This window comes from Brevundimonas diminuta ATCC 11568, assembly GCF_000204035.1.
Lineage (GTDB): Bacteria > Pseudomonadota > Alphaproteobacteria > Caulobacterales > Caulobacteraceae > Brevundimonas > Brevundimonas diminuta.
Map to the genome: position 1 here is coordinate 1,436,550 of NZ_GL883086.1, position 21,209 is coordinate 1,457,758.

Here is a 21,209-nt window from a genome sequence, read left to right on the forward strand (position 1 = left end):
GTTGACGCGATGTCTAAACGGATGTCGCCGACCGGCGCCCCCTCATCCGTCCGGCTTCGCCGTCCACCTTCTCCCACAAGGGAAGAAGGACCAAACAGCGCCCTTGCCCGCCTATCGCGCCGCTCCGATCCCGGCAAAACACGGCGATTGACCGCGGCTGGACGCGATCAGCCCGCCGCCTCCCGTCCGTCCGCCATCATGAGCGCTCCACCGACGGCGCGGAGGGATTTCAGACGATTCAGACGAATTGGACTCTGTTTTTTCGGCGGGGCCGATCAGGCCTCCGCGCGTGACGCCGGACGGCTCCTGACCGCCCGCGCGGGCTGCCCGGCGTGGATGTCGCGCCCGCGCCGCTCGACCTCCCGCAGGATCGCCGCCAGCTCCTTGTCGGTCAGATGCTCGATGCCGATGAAGGCCGCGTCGGCCTTCTTCACCGCATAGATCAGCTCATCCATCTTGGCGTGCATGGCGGCGGCGTCGCGGTTCTGGGTGTTCTGGATCAGGAAGACCATCAGGAAGGTGACGATGGTCGTGCCGGTGTTGATCACCAGTTGCCAGGTCTCGCTGTACCTGAACACCGGTCCCGTCACGGCCCAGATCAGCACCACCGCCAGGCAGACGATGAAGGTCCACGGCCGCCCCGCAAGCTTGGCCGTCGCGTTCGCCAGATGATTGAACAGCTTTTCCATTCCGGCGGAACGACGGCCGCAGGGCCGGGTTCCGCCGGATCAGAGTTCGCCTCAGTCCGCCTTCTGCGGCGCCCGCGTTCCGATGGTGCGGTCCAGGAAGTCCAGATAGGTCCGCCACTGATGCAGCTGACGATCATTGCCCCGGATGCCGTGGCGCTGGCCCGGATAGAGCATGGTCTCGAAGGGGATGCTCTTTTCCTGAAGCGCGTTCAAAACCCGCGTGGTGTTCTCGAAGATGACGTTGTCGTCGGCCATGCCGTGCATCAGCAGCAGACGCCCGGTCAGATTATCGAGGCGGTTCACCACGTCCGAGGCGGCGTAGCCGTCCACGTTCGCCTGCGGCGTCGACATATACCGCTCGGTATAGGCGGTGTCGTACAGGCTCCACTCCGTCGGCGGCGCGCCCGCCAGGGCGGCGGCCAGCCCCATCTTCGGTTCGGTCAGCGCCATCAGGCTCATGAACCCGCCGTAGGACCAGCCCATCATGGCGATCCGGCTGTCGTCGACATAGGGCAGCGAGCGCAGATAGTCCGCGCCGATGACCTGATCCGCGATCTCCGGCTGGCCCATCTTCAGATAGAGAGCCTGTTTGAAGGCCGCCGAGCGATCGCCTTCGCCCCGGTTGTCCAGGCGGAAAACGATGTAGCCCGCCTCGGTCAGCAGTTGCGTCGTCGCCGGCTGCCAGGCGTTCTTCACCCCGCCCCCGAAGGACCGCCATAGACCTGCATCACCACCGGATACTGCTTCGACGGATCAAAGCCCGGCGGCGTCGTCATCTGCCACATCAGCGTCTCGCCGTGGCTCTGCAGGGTTCCGAAGGTCGGCTTCTGCTGTCGCTCGGCATAGGGCCAGAAGGGGTGGCCGGGCTGCAGCCTGTTCTCCTCGATCCAGCGCACGCGCTGGCCGTTGATCGAATAGAGCGCCGACTGCGCCGGGGTGTTCACGTCGCTGTAGTTGCCGACATAGGCCGTGCCGGTGTTGTTGACCGACGCGCTCCACCAGCCGCCGCGCGGGGTGACTTCCGTGGGGCTCAACGTCCGCTTGTAGCTGGCGCGGAACAGCTGCTGCTCGATCGGATATTCCCTGCCGTCGCGCATGGAGGCGGTGAAGAAGACCTCGCCCGTCTCCTGATTGACGCCGTCCAGCGCCTTGACCGGATAGTCGCCGCGCGTGATCGCCCGCAGGCGGCGGCCGTCCTTGTTGTAGAGATACAGGTGACGCCACCCGCTCTCCTCGCTGGACCAGATGAAGTTACCGTCCTTCAGCGCCTTGAAGTCATGGGTGACGTTGACCCAGGCGTTCGAGGTCTGGCTGGCGATCACCCGGCTGGCGCCCGTGGCCGGATCGACGCTCAGCAGGTCCAGCCGCTTCTGGTCGCGCGACAGGCGCTGGACATAGGCGACCGAACCGTCCGCCGCCCAGTTCACCCGGCCCAGATAGATGTCGTTGTCGGCGCCCAGGTCGACCTTGACCCGCTGGCCGCCCTGCACGTCCTGCACATACAGCTCGACCACGGCGTTGGGCCGTCCGGCGCGTGGATAGCGTTGCGAGATGACCGAGGCCCCGCCGCCCGTGATGTCCAGGCGCGGAATGACGTCGACCGTGCTCTCGTCCGTGCGTTGCAGGGCGATGTAGCGTTCGTTCGGGCTCCACCAATAGCCGGTGTCGCGGTCCAGCTCTTCCTGGGCGATGAACTCGGCCGTGGCCCAGGTGATCAGATCCTTGCCGTCCGTGGTGATCGCCTGTTCGGCGCCCGTCTCCAGGTTGACCAGGACCAGGTTCTGATCGCGTACGAAGCTGACGAAGGCCCCCTTGGGCGACACCTTGGCGTCGATTTCGTCGGCCGCCGTCTCGGTCAGGCGCCTCACCGAGCCGTCGGCGCGATTGGCCAGGAAGACGTCGCCTTCCAGCGGGGCCAGGATGTAGCGGCCCTGCTCGTCCCACGAATATTCGACCACGCCACGCTGGGAAATCCGCATCCGCTCGCGCCGCGCCTTCTCGGCCTCCGAAAGTTCGCCCGCATCGGGGACCAGGGCGCGGGCGTCGATCAGCTTGAACGGCTCGCCCCCCTTCACCGGCGCGGCCCACAGGTCCAGCACGTCCACGTCATCCTCGCGCGAGCGCAGGAAGGCGACCAGTTCGCCGTCGGGCGACAGGCTGACGCCCTTGGCCACCGGCCCGGCCAGGGACGGATTGGCGAACACCCGCTCGACCGTCAGGATCGAGGACGCGGGCGCCGTGGCGGCGGGCGGAGCCGCGGGCTGCGGCGAGGATTGGGCGAAGGCCGAGGTCGCAGCCATCAGGATCGTCGAAGCAAGAAGAAAAGTGCGCATGGCGGTGAAGCTAGAGACGGAATCTTCCGTCGTCATCCCTCTTTCATCCCTCTCCCGATGGGAGAGGGCTTGAGCCTCCAAGAGCGGAGCGATTGGAACAGGCGAAAGGGTGAGGGTTCAACCTGTCAGTCGGCGTCTAGCCGTATCGCGGCGGCTTACGCCGACGGATGCCGGGAACCCTCATCCGGCCCTGTCGGGCCACCTTCTCCCATCGGGAGAAGGGTAAGGGATCGCAGACGTGTCCGCCCGAAATTGAGTTCCATGCGCCGCTGCGACCCTCGCGAGACTTTCGCAACCGCCCGCGACGGCCTAGGTAGTCGCCATGTCTGACGCCTCCCTCTCCGCGCCGCCCGTCAAGGCCAGTCCGTTTCATGAGTTGGAAGTCCTGTGGGTCCGCCACTGGAACGACCAGTTGTTCAGCTTCGGCGTGAAGCGGCCCGAGGATTTCCGCTTCCGCTCGGGCGAATTCGTCATGATCGGCCTGCCGGGCGAAGACGGCGGCAAGCCCATCCTGCGCGCCTATTCCATCGCCTCGCCCTTCTGGGCCGAGGAGCTGGAGTTCTTCTCCATCAAGGTCGAGGACGGCCCCCTGACCTCGCGCCTACAGAAGATCGTCGCGGGCGACAGCGTCCTGATGGGCAAGAAGCCGACCGGCACCCTGGTGCTGGACGCCCTGACCGGGGGCGAGCGTCTGTGGCTGATCGGCACCGGCACGGGCCTAGCGCCCTGGCTGTCGGTCGCGCGCGACCCGGAGACCTACTCGCGCTTCAAGCAGGTCATCGTCTGCCACACGGTGCGCAACGTCGCCGACCTGGCCTACCGCGACTTCTTCAGCCACGAGATTCACGACGACCCGCTGATCGGCGACGAGGCCAAGGCCCAGCTGACCTATTACCCCACCGTGACCCGCGAGCGGTTCGAGACGCCGGGCCGCATCACCGACCGCATCAAGTCGGGCGACGTCTTCGCCGACCTGCAACTGCCCATCGGCTTCTCGCCCAACAGCGACCGCGTCATGCTGTGCGGCTCGATGGCTATGATCAAGGAGACCGGAGAACTGCTGGAATCCTACGGCCTGAAGGAAGGCTCGAACGCCGAACCCGGCGACTATGTTCTGGAGCGCGCCTTTGTCGGCTGACCTGATGACCTCTCCCCGCACCGTCGCCATCGACGACCGCAAGGCCCCGGAAGACTGCGCCACCATGGCCGACGTGCGTCAGGGCGTGGACGCCCTGGACCGCGCCCTTGTGACCCTGCTGGCCGAGCGCCAGCGCTATATGGACGCCGCCGCCCGCATCAAGCCGAACCGCGACGCCGTCTTCGACCAGGCCCGCATCGACGACGTGGTGGCCAAGGTGCTGAAGGCGGCCGAACCCGCCGGCCTGTCGCCCGACATCGCCGAGCCGGTCTGGCGCCTGCTGATCGACCGCTGCATCGCCCACGAGTTCGGAACCTGGGACAAGACGCGGGTCTGAACTTCCTTCTCCCGCAAGGGGAGAAGGACAGTCGCCCTCAGCCCTTAAGGCTCTTCAACGCCAGTTCATGGCGATAGGCCGCCACATCGGCCAGGGCCGCGTCCAGCGCCGTCTTCACCCGCTCCAGCCCGGCGGGCGCGGCCGCCTGTTCGCCGAACTCCACCTCTTCGCAGACCTGGGCCAAGGCCTTGGCCCCGATGCCCGCCCCGGCGCCGCGGATGGTGTGAACCGCGTCGCGCCAGCCCTCGCTGGACGCGTCCAGCATAGCCGACCACATGCGGGCCTGTTCGGCGAACAGGCCCAGCACCTCCTCCGTCACATCATCCATGCCCGCCGTCATGGCTTCGAGGACGGTGAAATCCACCGCCCCCGACAGGTCGCGTCTCGCCATCAGGCCTCGGACTCCTCGCCCTTGGCCAGGCGCGAGTTGCGCGACGACCACAGCAGGTACAGAGCCAGACCGAACAGGTTCCACAGCAGGAAGTAGAGCTGCGTCGAGCTCTTCAGGCTGAAGAAGAAGACGATGCAGCCGACGATGGCGATGCCGCCGACCAGCCACCACAGCGGCGCCTTGAACTTGCGCTCTCGGTTCGGTTCACGCACGCGCAGCACGATCAGGCTGACGCCCACGGCCATGAAGGCCATCAGGGTGCCGGCGTTGGCCAGCGACGCCAGTTCGTCCAGACGCATGATGCCGGCCAGGAAGGCCACAACGATGGCGGTGAACACCGTCACCACGGCCGGAACGCCGCGCTTGGAGATCTTGGCCAAACGGTTGGGCAGCAGGCCGTCGCGCGCCATGCCCAGGAAGATGCGGCTCTGACCGAACAGGAAGGCCAGCAGCACGGTCGGCAGGGCGATCACGGCGGCGGCGGCGATCCACTGGGCGGCGACGCCCTGACCCAGGCCGCGCATGATGTGGGCCAGCGGCTCCGGGCTGTCGGCGAAGCTGGCGACCGGGGCGGCGCCGATCGCAGCGGCGGCGACGGCGATATAGAGGACGGTGCAGACCACCATCGAGCCGACGATGCCGATGGCTAGGTCACGCTCGGGCTTCTTGGTTTCTTCGGCCGCCGTGGCGATGGCGTCAAAGCCGTAGAAGGCGAAGAAGATGATGGCGGCCGCCGCCATCACCCCCGTCTGCACGAAGGGCGCCCCGAAGCCGTGCGGCATGAAGGGGGTGAAGTTGGCCGTATCGAAGTGCGGCATGGCGATGGCCACGAACACCACCAGGGCGGCGATCTTCACGAACACCAGGATGGCGTTCAGCGTCGCGCTCTCGCGCGTGCCCAGCAGCAGCAGGCCCGTCACCACGGCGATGATGAAGATGGCCGGCAGGTTGATCAGCCCGCCTTCGACGTGCGGCCCCACGGTCAGGGCGAACGGCAGGTCGACGCCCAGCCCCGCCAGGAAGGGCACGGCGTAGCCGGACCAGCCGACGGCCACCGTCGACACCACCAGCGAATACTCCAGGATCAGGCTCCATCCCACGACCCAGGCGAAGATCTCGCCCAGCGCAGCGTACGAATAGGTATAGGCGCTGCCCGAGGCGGGCATGATGGTCGACAGCTCGGCGTAGGCCAGGGCCGCGCAGGCGCACACCAGGCCCGCCAGGGCGAAGCTGATCAGCACCGCCGGCCCCGCCAGTCCCGCCCCGACCCCGATCAGGGTCAGGATGCCGGTGCCGACGATGGCGCCGACGCCCAGGGCCATAAGGTGCGGCCAACCCAGGGTTTTCTTGAGCCCCGGCCCCGAATGCGGGGCCAGCATCGCGTCGATCGAGCGCCGACGGTTCCAGAACGCCATAATCTCTACTCCCCCTCGCCGCGTCTTTCCGGCGGCTGATTCAAGGCGCGACCTTAGCGCGCGATGCAATCGCGATAAAAGATGCATTTGACGCTTGCACCCGACACCGGTCGTGAGTAATAGGAGCGCCCTTCGCCGAGGCCATCAACGCCGCCGCGAAGGACCGGCGCCACACCAAGGGCGCAGACGACGGTACGGGTGATTAGCTCAGTTGGTAGAGCAGCTGACTCTTAATCAGCGGGTCCACAGTTCGAACCTGTGATCACCCACCATCGTCTCTTTTCTCAGCATCGTTGGATGGGTGTCGCTTCGGCGCGAAACCATCCTCCCGCGTGCGGTTTCTGCTAGAAGACGCGCATGTCTGACGCCGTCTCGATTCCCGCCGCCTCACCTTTCCCCCACGGTCCGCTGACGGGCGTGCGCGTGCTGGATCTGTCGCGGGTGCTGGCCGGGCCTTGGGCGACGCAGACCCTGGCCGATCTGGGCGCCGAGGTGATCAAGATCGAGCGGCCGCGCGCGGGCGACGACACCCGCCACTGGGGGCCCCCCTTCACCACCACGGCCGACGGACAGCCGGGAGACGCCGCCTATTTCCTGTGCGCCAACCGGGGCAAGAAGTCGGTCGAGCTGGACATCGCCAGCCCTGAAGGCGCCGAGGCCGTGCGTCGTCTGGCTGCGACCTGCGACGTGGTGGTCGAGAACTTCAAGACCGGCGGGCTGAAGAAGTACGGCCTCGACTACGCCTCGCTGGCGGCGGTCAATCCGAAGCTGGTCTATTGCTCCATCACCGGCTTCGGCCAGGACGGGCCGGACGCGCACCGGGCGGGCTACGACTATATGATCCAGGCCATGGGCGGGCTGATGTCCATCACGGGCCAGCCGGACGGCGCGCCGGGGGCCGAGCCGATGAAGGTCGGGGTGGCGGTGGTGGACCTGTTCACCGGCCTGTACGCCTCCAACGCCATCCTGGCGGCCTTGTGGCACGCGCGGGCGACGGGCGAGGGCCAGCACGTCGACATCGCTCTGTTCGACGTTCAGACGGCCATGCTGGCCAATCAGGCGACCAACTACTTCGTGTCAGGCAAGGCGCCGAGCCGGATGGGCAACGCCCACCCCAATCTGGCCCCCTATCAGCCCTTCCCCTGCTCGGACGGCATGGTGATCATCGCCGTGGGCAACGACGGCCAGTTCCGCGCCCTGTGCGGCGCCCTGGAGCTGCAGGTCGAGGATCGCTTCGCCACCAACGCCCTGCGCGTCGCCAACCGCGAGGCGTTGGGGCCGCTGATCGCCACGAAGACGCGAGGCTTCACCATGCAGGGGCTGATGCAGGCCCTTGAGGCCGCGGGCGTGCCCTGCGGCCCGGTCAACACCATCGACCAGGTGTTCGAAGAGCCCCAGGCCATCCATCGCGGCCTGACCGTCGAGCAGACGCGGCCCGACCTGGTCGATCCCGTCCGCACTGTGGCTTCGCCCATCCGCCTGTCGAAGACGCCGGTGCGCTATGACGCCCCGCCGCCGAAACTGGGGCAGGATACGGAAGCGGTGTTGGGAGTGTTGAAGACAGAGAGGTGACGCCTCCCCCCTCTCTCAAGCCGTCATTCTCGGGCTTGACCCGAGGATCCAGCAAGCACGGCGGCGACCGCATCGACCCATGCCTGTTCAAACGTTGAGGGGCTGGATTCTCGGGTCAAGCCCGAGAATGACGGCGAGGCAGGGATGAGCGCGGTGTTTGGCTCAGCTGACCTGCCGCTTCTCCAGCTTCCGCGCCAGGGTGCGGCGGTGCATTCCCAGGCGACGCGCGGTTTCGGAGATGTTGAAGTCGGTCTCGGCCAGGACTTCGTGGATGCGCTCCCACTCCAGCGTCTTGATCGAGGTCGAGCGCGCCGTCAGGGGCGCATCGGGATCGCCCGCCTCGCGGCCGAAGGCGGCTTCGATGGCGTCGGTGCCGGCGGGCTTGGCGAGGTAGTGCCGCGCGCCCAGCTTGATCGCCTCGACCGCCGTGGCGATGCTGGCGAAGCCGGTCAGCACCACGATCACCAAGTCGGGATCAAAGGCGTGCAGCGTCTGCACGCAGGTCAGGCCTGACGCCGTTCCCAGCTTCAGGTCCACCACGGCGTAATCGGGATGGTGCGTCTTCAGCAGTTCGACCATCTGGTCGTGGCTGTGAGCCGAGACGACCTGATAGCCGCGCCGCTCGAACGACCGACGCAGGGTGCGCGAAAAGGACTCGTCGTCCTCGACGATCAGAAGCTGGCGGGGTTCGTCGTTCATCTCAGTCCCTCTTTCCAGGCTCCTCATTTCGGCGCCAGGGCGTCGATCGGCAAGGTCAGACGCACCATGGCGCCGGCAGCGCCGCCCTGCCCTTTGGGCCGATTCACAGCCACGACCGTCCCGCCCAGCTTGCGCATCACATTCACCAGCAGGAACAGCCCCAGGCCGGACCCCGCCCGCGCCTTGGTCGACTGATAGGGCTGGCCTAGCTTTTCCAGAATAGCTGAAGAAAAGCCCGGCCCATCGTCCTCGAAGGCGATGAACAACCCGCCCGCGTCGGCGGCGGCCCGCACCTCCAGGTTCCGCGCTCCGGCTTCATGAGCGTTGTCCAGAAGGGCGCTGAACACCTGCTTCAAGGCGGGGTCTACGATGATGGACGGATTGCCGGGCGCCGGGCCGTCCAGGGTCACGCGCATGGCCTCGCCCGACTTGTCGGACCATTCGGCGATGATCTCCTGCAGGAAGGCCTTCAAGGTGGTGACGGTCGGCGCCTCGCCCCGCGCCTCGCCCGCCGACATCAGGATGTTGGTGACGATGGATTTGCATCGCTCGACCTCGGCCTGCATCTGCTCGATGTCTTGCACCATATCCTCGTCGCGGTTCAGCGCGGGCATCCGCCGCCAGTCGCTGAGAATGACGGAGAGCGAGGCCAGGGGCGTGCCCAGTTCATGCGCCGCGCCTGACGCGAGCAGCCCCATGCGCACGATGTGGTCCTGTTCCGCCGCCTGCTGCCGGGCCTCGGCCAGATAGGCGTCGCGGGCGCGCACGTTCTGGCTGGTGCGGGTGACGAAGGCGACCAGCAGCACGGCGATCAGGATGAAGTTGATCAGGGCGCCCTGCTGGATCAGGCCCAGTCGCGCATCGGCCCCGGCGGGCAGGTCCAACGGCTGCCGCCAGATCGCCAGGAAGGCCAGGCAGGCCCCGGTCGCCAGCACGAAGCCCCAGGCGTAGGCCGGGCGCAGCAGCACCGCCGCCAGCACCACCTGCATCAAGTACAGGGCCGCAAACGGATTGGTCGCCCCGCCGCTGAAGTAGAGCAGCCAGCTCAACGCCGCTACGTCGACGCATAGGGCCAGCAGGATCTCCGGGTCGGTCACGACCTTGCGCCGCAGCGTCACCGGCGCGCTGACCAGGTTCATCACCGCCAGGGCCGTCGGCGCCAGCAGCAGCGGCCCTAGCGGCAGATGGATGCCTAGCCCCCAATGGACGATGACGATGGTCGCCACCTGTCCGATCACCGCCAGCCAGCGCAACTGGATCAGCAGCAGCATGTTGCGGCGACCGGCCGCGCCCGGCGACACGGGCGTCTCGGCGTTGGCGTCCATGCCCATCAGGGTGCGGGCGAAGCGGCTCAGGGTCTGGGTCTGCATCAACGTCTTCCCAGCCTATGGCGTCGTTCTTCGCGCAGCCACAGCACCGCCCCGCCCGCCGACATCAGCGCCAGGCCGAACCAGGTCAGGGCGTAGACCAGATGGCTGTTGGCGAACCGCACTACGGTCAGCCCGCCGCGCGGCCAGCCGCCCGGATTGGGCGTCGCATCCGCGTCGATGAAATAGGGGGCGACCGGGCCGCTCAACTGCTTGGCCTCGGCGATCGCCGCCACGTCGCGCGAGAACCAGCGGTCGCCCGCCGGATCGTTGTCGCGCAGAAAGCCGCCCTTGGGCTCGCTGATCCGCAACAGGCCGGTGACGGAGACAGGCCCCTCGACCTGACCCTCGGCGCGGGTTTCGGGCGCGGCGCGCTCGGCCGGAACGAAGCCCCGGTTGATCAGGACGGTGAAGCCCCGCGCGTCTTCCAGCGGCGTCACGACCCAGAAGCCCGGCCCCAGGTCCGTCACCGCCTTCACCCGCACCTCGCGGTCATGCAAGAACCGGCCGTCGGTCGTGACGCGGCGGTACTGGTCCGCCTCGCGCGTCACGGCGTCGAAGCCTGCAGGCCCCGGCGGGGGAACGGGATCGGCGTGGATGCGGCTGTCGACCTGGCGGATCAGCTCCTGCTTCCACGCCAGGCGCTGGACCTGCCAGACGCCCAGCGCCGAAAAGCCCGCGATCAGCACGGCGAACGCCGCCAGCCCCGCGACCAGTCGACGACGTGAAACCGGACCGGAAACCGGATCAGGGGCCGACGATGGCGTCAAACGGCGGTCTCCGCGGGCGAGAGGGCTCAGCCCATCCCCTGCATGTCGTGGACGGGCATCATATTGGTGTTCAGGTGATACATGACCCAGACCGAACCGGCGACGGCGATCACCACGATCACCAGGGTGAAGATCAGCGCCAGCATGTTCCACCCGCCCTCGGACTTATGGTTCATGTGCAGGAAGAAGATCATGTGGACCACGATCTGCACCACAGCGAAGGCGGTGATGATCAGGCCCGTCAGCTGCGGCGCCAGCACCCCGGCCATGACCAGCCAGAACGGAATGGCGGTCAGCACGACCGACAGGCCGAACCCGATCAGATAGCCCTTGTAGGTGCCGTGATCGTGGTCGTCGCCGTGGTGATCGTCATGATGATCCACGGCGTGCTCATTGTGGGCTTCAGCGCTCATCGCAGCATCCCGAACAGATAGACGAAGGTGAAGACGCCGATCCAGATGACGTCGAGGAAGTGCCAGAACAGGCTCAGGCACATGAGGCGGCGCTTGTTGGCCTGGATCAGGCCCTTCTGACCTACCTGGATCATCAGGGTGACCAGCCAGATGACGCCGAAGGTGACGTGCAGGCCGTGGGTGCCCACCAGGATGAAGAAGGCCGACAGGAAGCCGCTGCGCTGGGGCGTGGCGCCCAGGTGGATCATGTGGGCGAACTCATAGAGCTCGATCCCCAGGAAGCACAGGCCGAACAGGCCTGTGACCGCCAGCCAGACCTGCGTCTGCGCCACCTTGTTGCGGTACATCGCCAGCATGGCGAAACCGTAGGTGATCGACGAGAACAGCAGCATCGACGTGTTCACCGCCACCAGCGGCAGGTCGAACAGATCCTTAGGCGCCGGGCCGGCCGCATAGTTGCCGCCCAGCACGGCGTAGACGGCGAACAGGATCGCAAAGATGAGGCAGTCGCTCATCAGATACATCCAGAAGCCCAGCATGGTGCTGTGGCCTTCCGGGTGATGCGGTTCCTCTACCGGGTGGAAGATCGGCCGCCCGGCGTCGTCGACATAGTCGGGGTTGAGGGAAGGTGCGTGGCTCATCGGATCACCCTTGCGTCGCTGCTGCGGCCGCCAGGGCCTTGGTGCGCGCGTCCTCGGTCGCCTGAACCGTCTCGGCCGGGATGTAGTAGTCGCGCTTGTAGTTGAAGGTGTGGAAGATGGCGTAGGCGATCAGCGCCGCAAAGCTCGCGGCCGCCAGCCACCAGATGTACCAGATCAGGGCGAAGCCCACGATCAGCGACAGCGCCGACAGGATGAACCCCGCTCCGGTGTTGGACGGCATGTGGATCGGCTTGAAGCCGCCCGTCGGGCGCTCATAGCCGCGCGCCTTCATGTCCCACCAGGCGTCGCCGTCGTGGATGATCGGCGTCTTGGCGAAGTTGTAGTCCGGCGGCGGCGACGAGGTGGCCCACTCCAGGGTGCGGCCGTGCCAGGGGTCGCCCGTCTCGTCGCGCAGCTTGTCGCGGTTGATGATGCTGACGGCGAACTGGATCAGCATGGCCAGGATGCCGACGGCGATGATCGCCACGCCAACGGCGGCGATGATGAACCAGATCTGATAGGCCGGGTCGTCAAAGACCCGCATCCGCCGCGTCACGCCCATGAAGCCCAGGACGTACAGCGGCATGAAGGCCATCCAGAAGCCGACCACCCAGCACCAGAAGCTGACCAGCCCCCACTTCTTCTCCAGCTTGAAGCCGAAGGCCTTGGGCCACCAGTAGTTGATGGCGGCGAACAGGCCGAACAGCACCCCGCCGATGATGACGTTGTGGAAGTGGGCGATCAGGAACAGGGAGTTGTGCAGTACGAAGTCCGCCGGCGGCACCGCCAGCATGACGCCCGTCATCCCGCCGATCACGAAGGTCAGCATGAAGGCGACCGTCCACATCATCGGCAGCTCGAAGCGGATGCGGCCGCGGTACATGGTGAACAGCCAGTTGAACAGCTTGGCCCCTGTCGGGATCGAGATGATCATCGTCGTGATCCCGAAGAAGGAGTTCACGGACGCGCCCGAGCCCATGGTGAAGAAGTGGTGCAGCCACACCAGGTAGGACAGGATGGTGATGACCACCGTCGCATAGACCATCGAGGTGTAACCGAAGAGCTTCTTGCCCGAGAAGGTCGAGGTGACTTCGGAGAAGACGCCGAACAGCGGCAGGATCAGGATGTAGACCTCGGGGTGGCCCCAGATCCAGATCAGGTTCACGTACATCATCGGGTTGCCGCCGAAGTCGTTCGTGAAGAAGTTGGTGCCGATGTAACGGTCCGCCGACAGCAGGACCAGCGTCGCCGTCAGGATCGGGAAGGACGCCACGATCAGGACGTTGGCGCACAGCGACGTCCAGGTGAAGACGGGCATCTTCATCAGGCCCATGCCCGGCGCGCGCATCTTCACGATGGTGGCGATCAGGTTGATGCCGGACAGGGTGGTCCCTACCCCCGCCACCTGCAGCGCCCAGATGTAATAGTCGACCCCGACGCCGGGGCTGTAGCCGATGCCCGACAGCGGCGGATAGGCCAGCCAGCCGGTGCGCGCGAACTCGCCGATGAACAGCGAGGCCATGACCAGCACAGCCCCCATCGTCGTCATCCAGAAGCTGAAGTTGTTCAGGAAGGGGAAGGAGACGTCCCGCGCCCCGATCTGCAACGGCACCAGATAGTTCATCAGGCCGGTGATCATGGGCATGGCCACGAAGAAGATCATGATCACGCCGTGGGCGGTGAAGATCTGGTCATAGTGGTGGGCGTTCAGATAGCCCTCGGACCCGCCGAAGGCCATGGCCTGCTGGATCCGCATCATGATGGCGTCGGCGAAACCGCGCAGGAACATGACCAGGCCCAGGATCATGTACATGATCCCGATCTTCTTGTGGTCCACGGTGGTGAACCACTCCTTCCAGAGATAGCCCCACAGCCTGTAGCGGGTGATCAGGGCCAGCATCCCCAGACCGCCGATGACGACGACGGCGAAGGTGGCGACCAGGATGGGCTCGTGGAACGGAAGCGAGTCCCAGTTCAACCGGCCCAGAAGCGGCGATGTGGTGTGTTCGACAGTCATGATCGTTCAGGCGCTCAGGATTGCGACGCGGCGGGCGCGGACGCCGTGGAAGGCGCGGAGAAGAGGGAGGCGAAACGCTCGTTCGGTTCGGACCGGCCGGGGCGTTCAAGCCCCTGCCCCATGACCCGGTTCAGCGGGGTGTCGCGGGCGACGTCCTCGCCGAAGGCCTGACGGCGGCGGGCGGCCTCGACGGCGGCGGCCTCGGCCTCCAGCGGGGTGCACAGCGTCATCACATAGGACTCGCCCGCGCCGAAGACGGCGTCGCCGCGGCGGGCGTATTTGTCATAGACCAGCGGCAGGGTGTTCTTGACCGCCGCCAGGCCCAGACCGCCCTTGCGGTCGATGTCCATCATCTCGCCCATGCACATCTTGCCCGGCTCGACGCACATGTTGACCACGGCGTCGAACAGGCGGTCGTCGACCGAGGCGTAGTGGATGACCGGCACCTTCTCGCTGGGCTTCTCAAGCTCCAGATAGGTGTCGCGATCCAGCCCCTGACCGGCGGCGCGCACGCCCGCGACCCACTGGTCGAAGCCGGCCTGATCCAGACCGTGGAAGGCGAAGCGCATGTTCGAGAAGCCGTCGCCGGAATAGTTGGCCGAGAAGCCGACGTATTCGCCCGGGCGGTTGATGACGGCGTGCAGCTTCGTCTCCATGCCCGGCATGGCGTAGATCTGACCGGCCAGGGCGGGGATGTAGAAGGAGTTCATCACCCCGGTCGAGGTGATGTGGAAGCGGATCGGCCGATCAACCGGCGCGGCCAGTTCGTTCACCGTGGCGATGCCGTATTCGGGGTAGATGAACAGCCACTTCCAGTCCATGGCCACCACCTCGACCTGCAGCGGGCGGTGATCCTCGGCCACGGCCTGCCCCTCGGTGATGCGGTCCAGCGGGCGATAGGGGTCCAGAAGGTGCGTCCCGGCCCAGGTGATGGCGCCCAGGCAGATGATGATCAACAGCGGCGCGGCCCAGATCACCAGCTCCAGATGGGTCGAGTGATCCCAATCCGGCTCATACCGGGCTTCCTTGTTCGATTCCCGATACTTCCAGGCGAAGAAGACGGTCAGGATCATCACCGGAATGATGATGATCAACATCAGCACCACGGACATGACCAGCAGGTCGCGCTGCTGGGCGGCGATATCGCCGGCGGGCGCAAGGACCACGGCCTCGCAGCCGGGCAGCAGGGCCAGAAGAGGCAACAGCAACAGGGGGCGCAGTCGGCGCACGGCGGCTCCAGTCGAGGTTCGAGGCAAGGGCACGGTCATCTTGCAGGCCCCGTAACCCCGCCCCCGAACAGGCGACATTGGACAATCTGCCCTATCCCCTGTTCCGACCATCGGGAGCAAAGGGGCTGTTTCAACATTCTATTGTCGCGGGCGCGTGTGCGCCCCGGTTCCTGGAGCCTCATCGGTCATGAACGCAGCCAGCGGCGCGCCTTCTTCAGAGCCCCTCGAGCGGGACGCCAGCCGGATCAACGCGCGAGACGGCAAAATCGACGCGGGCGAAATCGCCATCGGCGTCATCATCGGCCGGACGTCGGAATTCTTCGACTTCTTCGTCTACGCCATCGCCTCGGTCGTGGTGTTTCCGCAACTGGTCTTCCCCTATGCGGGACCGCTGGGCGGGACGCTGTTGTCCTTCGCCGTCTTCGCCGTGGCCTTCATCGCCCGGCCGTTCGGCACCGCCCTGTTCATCGCCGTCGACCGACGCTTCGGGCGCGGGACCAAGCTGACCATCGCCCTGTTTCTGCTGGGGCTGTCGACGGTCTGCCTGGGCTTCTTGCCGGGACACGCGCAGGTCGGTCACTGGTCGGCCGCCATGCTGATCGCGCTGCGGATCGGTCAGGGCGTAGCCCTGGGCGGCGCCTGGGACGGCATGGCCTCGCTTCTGGCCGTCGCCGCGCCCGAGAAGCGCCGCGGCTGGTACGCCATGGTGCCGCAACTGGGCGCGCCCTTCGGCCTGATCGTGGCCAGCGCCCTGTTCGCCTATTTCCTCAGCAAGCTGTCGGCCGCCGACTTCATGGACTGGGGCTGGCGCTATCCCTTCTTCGTGGCCTTCGCCATCAACGTGGTGGCCCTGTTCGCGCGCCTGCGCATCGTGGTGACGCCCACCTTCCAGGCCGCCTTCAAGACGCTGGAGCTGCATCCCACGCCCGTGACCAAGGCCGTACGCGAAGAAGGCGGAAGCATCGTCATCGGCGCCTTCGCCCCCCTGGCCAGCTTCGCCATGTTCCACATGGTGACGGTGTTCCCGCTATCGTGGGTCTTCCTCTACACGGACGAGGCGCCCAGCCGCTTCCTGATGATCGAACTGATCGGCGCCGTCTTCGGTCTGATCGCCATCATGGCGTCGGGTTGGCTGGCCGACCGCTACGGCCGACGCGCCCTGCTGGCCGTCACGGCGGCGGGCATCGCCGCCTTCTCGGGCTTCGCGCCCCAGCTTCTGGACGGCGGCCCGGCGGGCGAGCTGACCTATATGATCCTGGGCTTCATCCTGCTGGGCCTGTCGTTCGGCCAGGCCTCGGGTTCGATCGCTTCCAGCTTCAGCCTGACCAACCGCTACACGGCCTCGGCCCTGACCTCGGATCTGGCCTGGCTGTTCGGCGCGGGCTTCGCCCCGCTGGCGGCCCTGGCGCTGTCGGGCAAGTTCGGCCTGGTGGCGGGCGGCGCCTATCTGCTGTCGGGCGCCATCTGCACCCTGCTGGCCCTATGGCTGAACCGCGAACTGGCCAAGGGCCGCGCGGGCGCCAAGGCGTAGGGATTCTTGTACAACCTCTACCGAAAGGGCGCGGCCAGCTGGTCGCGCCCTTTTCAATTCCCCTTCCCCCATCGAGGGGGAGGGCTTCAGGTTGAGACGCCTCAGCCCTGCACCTTGGCCTTGCGACGCCAGTGCGTCAGCAGGTGTTCAGTATAGCCGTTCGGCTGTTCCCTGCCCTTGAACACCAGATCGCAGGCCGCCCGCCACGCCGGGCCGTCATAGGCGGGAGCTAGAGGACGATAGGCCGGATCGCCCGCGTTCTGACGATCCACCACCACGGCCATGCGCTTCAGCGCCTCCATGACCTCATCCTCGGTCGTGACCCCGTGGCGCAGCCAGTTGGCCAGGTGCTGGCTGGAGATCCGCAGCGTCGCCCGGTCCTCCATCAGGCCCACGTCGTGAATGTCCGGCACCTTGGAGCAGCCGACGCCCTGATCCACCCAGCGCACGACATAGCCGAGGATGCCCTGCGCATTGTTGTCCAGCTCCTGCCGGATCTCGTCGGCGCTGGGCGTTCCGGTGGCGAACGGCGGGGTCAGCAGGGGCGTCGGGCCGGTCGGCGCGCGCGTGGCGATCTCGGCCTGACGCGCCCAGACGTCGACCTCGTGATAATGCAGGGCGTGCAGCGTCGCCGCCGTCGGCGACGGAACCCAGGCCGTCGAGGCGCCCGCGCGCGGATGGCCCGCCTTGGCCGCCAGCATGTCGCCCATGCGGTCCGGCGCGGCCCACATCCCCTTGCCGATCTGGGCCCGGCCCGACAGGCCCGCCTTCAGGCCGATGTCGACATTGCGGTCCTCATAGGCCTTGATCCAGCCGGTCTCGCGCACCGCCTCCTTGCGCACGACGGGACCGCCTTCCATCACCGTGTGGATCTCGTCGCCGGTGCGATCCAGGAAGCCGGTGTTGATGAAGACCACCCGGCCCTTCGCCGCCGCGATGCAGTTCATCAGGTTGACGCTGGTGCGGCGCTCCTCATCCATGATGCCCATCTTCAGCGTCAGGGCGGGCAGGCCCAGCATGGTCTCGACCGCGCCGAACAGTTCGTCGGCGAAGGCTGTCTCGTCCGACCCGTGCATCTTGGGCCGCACCACATAGACCGAGCCCGCCGGACTGTTGCGCGCCTCGGCCGGACGGCGCAGGTCGTGCAGGCCGATCAGGCCCGTCATGGCGATGTCCAGCAGATGCTCGGGCGTCTCGCGCCCGTGGGCGTCCAGCACGGCGTCAGTCGTCAGGTGCAGGCCGACGTTGCGCACCAGCATCAGGCTGCGCCCCTTCAGCGCCAGCCGCGATCCATCGGGCGCCGTATAGACGCGGTCCAAGTTCAGCCGCCGCTCGACCGTGCGGCCGTCTTTCTGGAAATCGGCCTGAAGATCGCCGCGCATCAGGCCCAGCCAGTTGGCGTAGACCAGCCGCTTGTCCGCCGCGTCGACGGCGGCGACGCTGTCCTCGGCGTCGGCGATGGCCGACAGGGCCGCCTCGACCAGCACATCGGCGACGCCCGCCGGATCGTCCTTACCGATGCGGTGTGCGCGGTCGATGACGATCTCCAGATGCAGGCCGTTGTGGCGCAGCAGAACGCCCGACGGCGCATCGGCCTGGCCCGAATAACCCGCGAACACGTCCGCGCCCGCCAGCCCGGTCTCAAGCCCGCTGTCCAGCGTCACGATCAGGCGGCCATGCTCGACCCGATAGGCCGCGGCCTGAGCGTGCGATCCGGTCGCCAGCGGCGCCGCCTGATCCAGAACGGCGCGGGCGCGGGCGATGACGCGGGCGCCGCGTTCGACGTCATAGCCGCCCGCCTTCGGCGCCTCGCCCAACGCATCGGTGCCGTAGAGGGCGTCATACAGGCTGCCCCAGCGCGCATTGGCGGCGTTCAGCAGGTAGCGGGCGTTGGTCAGGGGCACGACCAGTTGCGGCCCAGCCAGGGTCGCGATCTCGGTGTCGACGTTCGCTGTCTCGGCCCGCACGCCGTCGCGTTCAGGCTCGATGTAGCCGACCTCGCGCAGATAGGCCTGATAGGCGTCCTGATCCGGCTGGCCCGGATAGGCGCGGTGCCAATCGTCCAGCTTGCCCTGCAGTTCATCGCGGCGTTCCAGAAGATCGCGGTTGCGACGGCCGAAGCGGGCCAGCAGCCCCTCGACGCCGGCCCAGAAGTCTGCGGCGCTCACGCCCGTATCCGGCGTCGCCCGATCGCGCACGAAGGCGTCCAGTTCGGCGGCGACCTTCAGGCTGCCGTGGCGGACATAGGCGTCGGCGGGGGTCTTGGGGGCGTCGAACATGGCGGTCTCCTTCATCGCCCACACTAGTCGCGTCCTGCCTCGCTATCCACGGCGAAGAAAGACGCCTATCTTTGCATAATCTGCAATGATGAGAGCCCGCCATGCTGGCCGAGTATGAAATCTTCGTCCGTGCGCTGGAGGAAGGCAGCCTGTCCGCCGCCGCGCGTCGGCTGGACCTGTCGCCCGCCGTGGCTTCGCGTCGGCTGGCCCGGCTTGAGGACCGGCTGGGGGTGAGGCTGATCGAGCGCACCTCGCGCCGTCTGGCCCCGACCGAGGCCGGACGGCTGGTCTATGACCGCGCGGCGCAGCTGCTGGAAGGGGTCGAGGATCTGGAGGCTGTGGTGTCGCGCCGTACGACCCAGGCGCGCGGCCTGTTGCGCGTCTCGGCGCCGACCTCGTTCGGACGGCGACGGCTGGCGCCCCTGCTCCAGCCGTTTCTGGCGGCCCAGCCCCGCCTGACGCTGGAGCTGAACCTGAGCGACGCCTTCGTCGACCTGATGGCCGAGGACGTAGATGTGGCGGTGCGGATCGGCGGCTATGAGGCGGAAAATCCGCTGATGCACCGGCTGGCGCCGAACCGGCGGGTGCTGTGCGCCTCGCCCGCCTATCTGGCCGAGCACGGCGCGCCGGACAGTCTGGACGACCTGCGCCGCCACGCCCAACTGGCGGCCGAGAACCAGTCGACCTGGCGGCTGGAAGGCCCCGAAGGCCCCGTCGTCTTTCGCGCCCGCAGCCGGGTGCGGACCAACTCAAGCGAAGTGGCGCGCGAACTGGCGCTGGCGGGCGCCGGCGTGGCCCTGCGCTCGACCTGGGACGTCGGCGACGAACTGCGCGACGGGCGGCTGAAGGTGGTGCTGCCGCAGTATGCCGGATCGTCGGACGTGGCGATCTTCGCCCTGACGGCAGGCCGGGCGCGGGCCGAAACCCGCGTCCGCGCCTTCATCGACTTCCTGTCCGGCCTCTATGGCGAGACGCCGGAGTGGGATCGCTGACTACTCCTGAGAAGCCGCCGTCGTCGGCTTCATCCAGCGATCCAGCCAGGACGACATCTCATACAGGGTGTGGCCGACCGATTCCCGCGCGCGATAGCCGTGGTCCTCCTTGGGCAGGACGACATAGCGCGCCGTTGCGCCATTGCCCTTCAGCGCGGCGTAGAAGCGTTCCGTCTGGATCGGGAAGGTGCCGGAGTTAGCGTCCGCCTCGCCGTGAATCAGCAGGATCGGCTCATTCACCTTGTTGGCGTAGGTGAAGGGCGACATGGCGTTATAGGTCTCGGTCGCCTCCCAGTATGACCGCTGCTCGGCCTGGAAGCCGAACGGCGTCAGGGTGCGGTTATAGGCGCCTGAGCGCGCGATGCCCGTCTTGAACAGGTCGGTGTGCGCCAAGAGGTTCGCCGTCATGAAGGCGCCGTAGCTGTGGCCGCCGACGGCGATCCGCTCCCGTTCCGCCACGCCCAGAGCCACCACGGCGTCGACCGCCGCCTTGGCGCTGGCCGACAGCTGCTCGATGTAGGTGTCGTTCGGCTCGGCCCCGTCGCGGCCGATGATCGGCATCGTCGGGTTGTCCAGGATGGCGTAGCCCTGGGTCAGCAGGAACAGGTGGCTCGATCCCGACGGCCGCACGAAGCGGTTGTCGGTGTCCACGACCTGACCGGCCACGGCGGCGTCGGTGAACTCGGCCGGATAGGCCCACATCAGCAGCGGCAGCGGGCCGTCGCGATCCTTGTCGTAACCGGCGGGCAGATACAGCGTCCCCGACAGCTCCACCCCGTCGTCGCGGGTGTAGGTGATCAGCTGGCGCGTGGCCCCGGCCAGTTGCGGCGCCGGATCGGGGAAGTTCGTCAGTTGGATGACGCCGCCGTCCAGATCACGCACGCGCAGGTTGGCCGGATCGGTGCGGCTTTCGCGATAGGTGACCAGCTTGCGGCCCGCCTCGTCCAGCACGCCCACGACGCTTTCATACTCGCCCTGGGCCGAGCGCCAGACGCGCTCCGTCTCGCCCGTATTCAGGTCCATCAGGTCGAGGAAGGGATAAGCGCCCTCGCGCGTCGCCCCGTCGCCCTCGACGAAGACCTTTGAGCCGTCGGCGTTGAAGCGCATGACCGAACGGCCGCGCGCGTTCGGCTCGGTCACGACCGAGCCCGGGTCGTTGTAGCGATCCTGATAGTTGCGATCGACCAGGACGCGGCCCGCGCCGGGGTTCGACGGATCGACCAGGGTGCGCGTCTCATGCCGGGTGTTGAACCAGCGGCTGTTGACGATGGCGGCGTCGTTCCGGCCCCAGGTCGTCCCGGCGTAGCGTTCCTTCAGGTCGGCCAGGGTCTGCACCCGGTCGTTGAAGGGCGCGCGCAGCATGAAGACGCGGTCGCGCACCTCGGCGGCGTTGCGC

Annotated in this window: 17 protein-coding genes, 1 tRNA gene and 1 pseudogene; 6 read left to right on the forward strand and 13 right to left on the reverse strand. The window is 67.1% G+C overall.

Features of this window, described 5'->3' with window-relative positions:
- Nucleotides 1-275: 275 nt before the first annotated feature.
- Both BDIM_RS10770 and BDIM_RS10775 read right to left on the reverse strand, forming a co-directional pair.
- Nucleotides 276-689 (reverse strand): low affinity iron permease family protein, encoded by a 414-nt coding sequence (locus BDIM_RS10770; protein ID WP_003165627.1) that lies wholly within the window; start codon nt 687-689, stop codon nt 276-278.
- Between the two features lie 51 nt (nt 690-740).
- Nucleotides 741-3,022 (reverse strand): annotated as a pseudogene (locus tag BDIM_RS10775) (S9 family peptidase).
- A gap of 322 nt (nt 3,023-3,344) precedes the next feature.
- On the opposite strand from BDIM_RS10775, the gene BDIM_RS10780 reads away from it, so the two are divergent.
- A complete protein-coding gene (locus BDIM_RS10780) occupies nt 3,345-4,160 on the forward strand; it encodes a ferredoxin--NADP reductase (RefSeq protein WP_003165629.1) in 816 nt (271 codons plus the stop codon).
- Between the two features lie 4 nt (nt 4,161-4,164).
- Nucleotides 4,165-4,497, forward strand: coding sequence for a chorismate mutase (locus tag BDIM_RS10785; protein ID WP_003165630.1), 333 nt, complete (start codon nt 4,165-4,167; stop codon nt 4,495-4,497).
- Nucleotides 4,498-4,534: 37 nt separating this feature from the next.
- Here BDIM_RS10785 and BDIM_RS10790 read toward each other — a convergent pair whose 3' ends face one another.
- The gene (locus BDIM_RS10790) at nt 4,535-4,888 is read right to left on the reverse strand and encodes an Hpt domain-containing protein (protein ID WP_003165631.1); all 354 of its coding nucleotides are present in this window, start codon (nt 4,886-4,888) and stop codon (nt 4,535-4,537) included.
- Nucleotides 4,888-6,303 (reverse strand): amino acid permease, encoded by a 1,416-nt coding sequence (locus BDIM_RS10795; protein WP_003165632.1) that lies wholly within the window; start codon nt 6,301-6,303, stop codon nt 4,888-4,890. Before BDIM_RS10795 ends, BDIM_RS10790 begins: the two co-directional genes overlap by 1 nt.
- A gap of 196 nt (nt 6,304-6,499) precedes the next feature.
- Here BDIM_RS10795 and BDIM_RS10800 point away from each other — a divergent pair.
- A tRNA-Lys gene (locus BDIM_RS10800) sits at nt 6,500-6,575 on the forward strand.
- 85 nt (nt 6,576-6,660) lie between these two features.
- A complete protein-coding gene (locus tag BDIM_RS10805; protein WP_003165633.1) occupies nt 6,661-7,875 on the forward strand; it encodes a CaiB/BaiF CoA transferase family protein in 1,215 nt (404 codons plus the stop codon).
- 162 nt (nt 7,876-8,037) lie between these two features.
- Here BDIM_RS10805 and BDIM_RS10810 read toward each other — a convergent pair whose 3' ends face one another.
- From BDIM_RS10810 to cyoA, 7 genes are read right to left on the reverse strand one after another with little or no spacing between them, the layout of a single operon-like run.
- Nucleotides 8,038-8,574, reverse strand: coding sequence for a response regulator transcription factor (locus BDIM_RS10810; RefSeq protein ID WP_003165634.1), 537 nt, complete (start codon nt 8,572-8,574; stop codon nt 8,038-8,040).
- Between the two features lie 23 nt (nt 8,575-8,597).
- Complete coding sequence (locus tag BDIM_RS10815) at nt 8,598-9,944, reverse strand: ATP-binding protein (protein WP_003165635.1); 1,347 nt, start codon at nt 9,942-9,944, stop codon at nt 8,598-8,600.
- Complete coding sequence (locus BDIM_RS10820) at nt 9,944-10,711, reverse strand: SURF1 family protein (RefSeq protein ID WP_003165636.1); 768 nt, start codon at nt 10,709-10,711, stop codon at nt 9,944-9,946. The genes BDIM_RS10815 and BDIM_RS10820 overlap by 1 nt, the downstream gene beginning before the upstream one ends.
- A 26-nt stretch (nt 10,712-10,737) precedes the next feature.
- On the reverse strand, nt 10,738-11,124 hold the full coding sequence (gene cyoD / locus BDIM_RS10825) for a cytochrome o ubiquinol oxidase subunit IV (RefSeq protein ID WP_003165637.1): 387 nt from the start codon (nt 11,122-11,124) through the stop codon (nt 10,738-10,740).
- The gene (gene cyoC / locus BDIM_RS10830) at nt 11,121-11,765 is read right to left on the reverse strand and encodes a cytochrome o ubiquinol oxidase subunit III (RefSeq protein WP_040345780.1); all 645 of its coding nucleotides are present in this window, start codon (nt 11,763-11,765) and stop codon (nt 11,121-11,123) included. The genes cyoD and cyoC overlap by 4 nt, the downstream gene beginning before the upstream one ends.
- Before the next feature lie 4 nt (nt 11,766-11,769).
- Nucleotides 11,770-13,782, reverse strand: coding sequence for a cytochrome o ubiquinol oxidase subunit I (cyoB, locus tag BDIM_RS10835; RefSeq protein ID WP_003165640.1), 2,013 nt, complete (start codon nt 13,780-13,782; stop codon nt 11,770-11,772).
- A 14-nt stretch (nt 13,783-13,796) separates the two neighbouring features.
- Entirely contained in the window at nt 13,797-15,011 is a 1,215-nt protein-coding gene (cyoA, locus tag BDIM_RS10840; RefSeq protein ID WP_003165641.1) for a ubiquinol oxidase subunit II, read from the reverse strand.
- 187 nt (nt 15,012-15,198) lie between these two features.
- Here cyoA and BDIM_RS10845 point away from each other — a divergent pair, with 187 nt between their 5' ends.
- Nucleotides 15,199-16,542 carry an MFS transporter gene (locus BDIM_RS10845; protein ID WP_003165642.1) on the forward strand — a complete coding sequence of 448 codons (1,344 nt, stop codon included), beginning with the start codon at nt 15,199-15,201 and terminating at the stop codon, nt 16,540-16,542.
- A gap of 101 nt (nt 16,543-16,643) precedes the next feature.
- On the opposite strand, the gene BDIM_RS10850 is transcribed toward BDIM_RS10845, so the two are convergent.
- A complete protein-coding gene (locus BDIM_RS10850; RefSeq protein ID WP_050796795.1) occupies nt 16,644-18,821 on the reverse strand; it encodes a malate synthase G in 2,178 nt (725 codons plus the stop codon).
- 101 nt (nt 18,822-18,922) lie between these two features.
- Here BDIM_RS10850 and BDIM_RS10855 point away from each other — a divergent pair, with 101 nt between their 5' ends.
- Nucleotides 18,923-19,813, forward strand: coding sequence for a LysR family transcriptional regulator (locus BDIM_RS10855; protein ID WP_003165644.1), 891 nt, complete (start codon nt 18,923-18,925; stop codon nt 19,811-19,813).
- Here BDIM_RS10855 and BDIM_RS18450 read toward each other — a convergent pair.
- Nucleotides 19,814-21,209: alpha/beta hydrolase family protein (locus BDIM_RS18450; RefSeq protein WP_040345782.1), on the reverse strand; the 1,396-nt coding region annotated here is incomplete at its 5' end.

Excerpts from the sequence above, each read along its gene's own strand:
- BDIM_RS10770 (WP_003165627.1), bottom strand. The coding sequence starts at position 689 with ATGGAAAAGCTGTTCAATCATCTGGCGAACGCGACGGCCAAGCTTGCG.
- BDIM_RS10815 (WP_003165635.1), bottom strand. The coding sequence starts at position 9,944 with ATGCAGACCCAGACCCTGAGCCGCTTCGCCCGCACCCTGATGGGCATG.
- cyoD (WP_003165637.1), bottom strand. The coding sequence starts at position 11,124 with ATGAGCGCTGAAGCCCACAATGAGCACGCCGTGGATCATCATGACGAT.
- BDIM_RS10810 (WP_003165634.1), bottom strand. The coding sequence starts at position 8,574 with ATGAACGACGAACCCCGCCAGCTTCTGATCGTCGAGGACGACGAGTCC.
- BDIM_RS10855 (WP_003165644.1), top strand. The coding sequence starts at position 18,923 with ATGCTGGCCGAGTATGAAATCTTCGTCCGTGCGCTGGAGGAAGGCAGC.
- cyoB (WP_003165640.1), bottom strand. The coding sequence starts at position 13,782 with ATGACTGTCGAACACACCACATCGCCGCTTCTGGGCCGGTTGAACTGG.
- BDIM_RS10780 (WP_003165629.1), top strand. The coding sequence starts at position 3,345 with ATGTCTGACGCCTCCCTCTCCGCGCCGCCCGTCAAGGCCAGTCCGTTT.
- BDIM_RS10850 (WP_050796795.1), bottom strand. The coding sequence starts at position 18,821 with ATGTTCGACGCCCCCAAGACCCCCGCCGACGCCTATGTCCGCCACGGC.
- BDIM_RS10795 (WP_003165632.1), bottom strand. The coding sequence starts at position 6,303 with ATGGCGTTCTGGAACCGTCGGCGCTCGATCGACGCGATGCTGGCCCCG.
- BDIM_RS10845 (WP_003165642.1), top strand. The coding sequence starts at position 15,199 with ATGAACGCAGCCAGCGGCGCGCCTTCTTCAGAGCCCCTCGAGCGGGAC.
- BDIM_RS10790 (WP_003165631.1), bottom strand. The coding sequence starts at position 4,888 with ATGGCGAGACGCGACCTGTCGGGGGCGGTGGATTTCACCGTCCTCGAA.
- BDIM_RS10785 (WP_003165630.1), top strand. The coding sequence starts at position 4,165 with ATGACCTCTCCCCGCACCGTCGCCATCGACGACCGCAAGGCCCCGGAA.
- cyoC (WP_040345780.1), bottom strand. The coding sequence starts at position 11,765 with ATGAGCCACGCACCTTCCCTCAACCCCGACTATGTCGACGACGCCGGG.
- BDIM_RS10805 (WP_003165633.1), top strand. The coding sequence starts at position 6,661 with ATGTCTGACGCCGTCTCGATTCCCGCCGCCTCACCTTTCCCCCACGGT.